Raw genomic sequence first — 2,423 nt, 5'->3', positions numbered from 1 at the left:
CACAATGATCACAAAGCCCGTGCCTGCTCTGCTACGCACCCAAACCAGTCACAACCCCACCAGCCGTAACGACCCCGGAACTTGCAACGGCCCTGGTCCAGACCACCATGAAGAAACTCGTCAATAACAACGCGAAGTAACCCAATCAGGATCACGAGACACTAGGGCATACAGGGCAATACGCCTAGATCAAATGCCCTCTCAAAGAATCCGCCCGATCGGCGCGCAAGCCGCCTCCGCACAAAATTCCTGTGAATTGCATGCCATTTCAGGAGCAGACGACGGCCGCAGTCCATTCATTTAACCCCGGCTCGATATCGGAGAAACCGAAGATGCATGACATGTACTACGACAGAGCCAATGAGAGGCGCGGTCGATATACAAGGGGACGCCCTTTCAAGCAGCGAGATGTGGCAATATACTGGGACCGGGATCCAGAAAATCCACAAGCAGGAAGAAACGCGTTCGCAAAAGAGGTACGACCAGGGGTAGCTGTAGTCGGCGACCCGTCTTTTTATAAGCGTAGAGTTTTGAATAAGGGACGCTTCTGGTCCACGCATATGGCCACATTAACCCCCGGTGCATTCTGTGACGAAGTTGACAATCTGATAGGACGTATCGAAAATACGGCCATGGGTCGCGACCTGATCAACTTCTTCGCCAGTTGTAGCCCGATTCCTTACGATCCAGCCGATAACGGATCGGAGTACGGCGATTCATTAGAACCCTACGGCATAAATCCTCGAGTTCTGACAGCACGAGAGGTGTTTCTTGGGGTCCCCAACCCCCTCAGGCCGATCAAAATCAATGTTGTGATTCTTCAGGACCTATTGGCAAGACCTTCTGCCATGGCTTTGTCTCGCTCACAACTGAACGGATACGGATGTTTTTCTACAGTCGCCTTCCATCCTCGCCTTATCGTGATGACGGATAACGTTGCAATGTCGCCTGAATCTGTGCTTGCACACGAGCTAATTCACTCCGTTCACCACATTTCAGGATCTTTAAATTCTATGACTCGAAGCGCCTCCGCTGTTAAGTGGCGAAGTGACTATAAAGGAATGGCCGCAGACTTCTTTAGGAACCGAAATTTGATTGACTACAGACTGATCGAGCCTTGGTTGCATCACGAGCTGCCTATTGACCCGGATGAGCGTAACCTTGTTCTAGCACTATTGGATGAGTATAAGGACTTGGAGAGAATGGCGATAAGGATTCTCCGCGAACCTTTGGTTGCAGGATCATCGAGGAGTATCACGTATCAACGGCACGCAAAGTACGAGGAGACCGTAACACATGGGAGCGAGGTGTGCACGGCATGGCTCAATGGAATCCTAAAAAAATTCACACCTAGGCGACTGGGCGTCTCTCCGGGGGAGGATATTTCCGACAGAATTGCCGAACTTAATATTCTGCGCGTCAGGCACGACCATCCCGAAGGCGAGACTGGCGCATTGCAGAATGCGGAGTTAATCCGGAACCAGCGACTCATTGCGCGATATTTCACGGAGGTAGAATTCTGCAAGCAAGCTGGCGAGCAGTCTCGCATATCATACATTCCGGTGGCATCCCGCATTGGGGAAGGGGGTTCGATGGGGTATGCCTTGGATCGGATCCAATCCCCCAAAGCGCGGTCAGACATTCCAGAAAGTGTTTTTAAGCTTCACGGATCCGGAGTTGACGGAGAGGGTAGCGTATATAGGTTACTTGAATGGGCGAGGTCCCTAGGGAAGCCCGAGCCGGGAAATGATTACCTGCTTCGAATCTCCGAACATATAATTCGCCTAGAGAGTACGGATTGGCCGATTCTTCGACGCATCGCCACTTCCGCCAAAGAATCAATACAGCTCCTCCCCTATTCGTGCAACGGAGACGAAGAGGTCCCGATTCCAGTAACTATACCGGAATCTCAAGTTTCAGAGCTGACCCGGACAATGGCCCAGGAGACAGCACTGGAGGTTTCGCTTAACCCAGGGATAGAAGTAACGAGGCTTGGCAGTCGCCGTTTGTACCAGGGTGAAGGGCACCCCCCGTTGCCTCCACATTGAACCTCTTTCATCCCGATTTCTCGCAGGTACTACAGGGGAGGTTCGTGTCGGTTGACGGGGTGACTCGTTGATCCTGGCGTGGAGACCTTGTGTGATGTGGAGTTGTGGGCGGACTGGTTCGAGCGACTTCTTTGCCTCGCTCACCAGTTTGTTCTGCCGGGTCGAGCCCAGGGTTCGATCAAGTTCCGTAGGTGTCGGGGTTGTTGGTGATGCCCAGGATTGAGGTGACCCCGGCGGTGTGGACACTCTGACAATGGATCGTGTGGGTCCGAGGAAGGGCGTCCTGGTGGGACGTAGGTCTCCGTATCCGGAGGAGTTCAGGAACGATGCCGTCGCGCTGTACCGCGCGGCGGGCGGGAAACGTACGTACGCGGC

At 53.3% G+C, this 2,423-nt stretch carries 1 protein-coding gene; it reads left to right on the top strand.

Annotated features, from left to right (window positions below; translation table 11 throughout):
- Positions 1-260: 260 nt before the first annotated feature.
- Positions 261-2,048 (top strand): hypothetical protein, encoded by a 1,788-nt coding sequence (locus ACIQU6_RS44380; protein ID WP_403488373.1) that lies wholly within the window; start codon positions 261-263, stop codon positions 2,046-2,048.
- Positions 2,049-2,423: the final 375 nt, after the last annotated feature.

It is taken from the genome of Streptomyces sp. NPDC090442, from assembly GCF_044769405.1.
Lineage (GTDB): Bacteria > Actinomycetota > Actinomycetes > Streptomycetales > Streptomycetaceae > Streptomyces.
This window is presented reverse-complemented; position numbering and strand designations above follow the sequence as displayed.

Excerpts from the sequence above, each read along its gene's own strand:
- ACIQU6_RS44380 (WP_403488373.1), top strand. The coding sequence starts at position 261 with ATGCCATTTCAGGAGCAGACGACGGCCGCAGTCCATTCATTTAACCCC.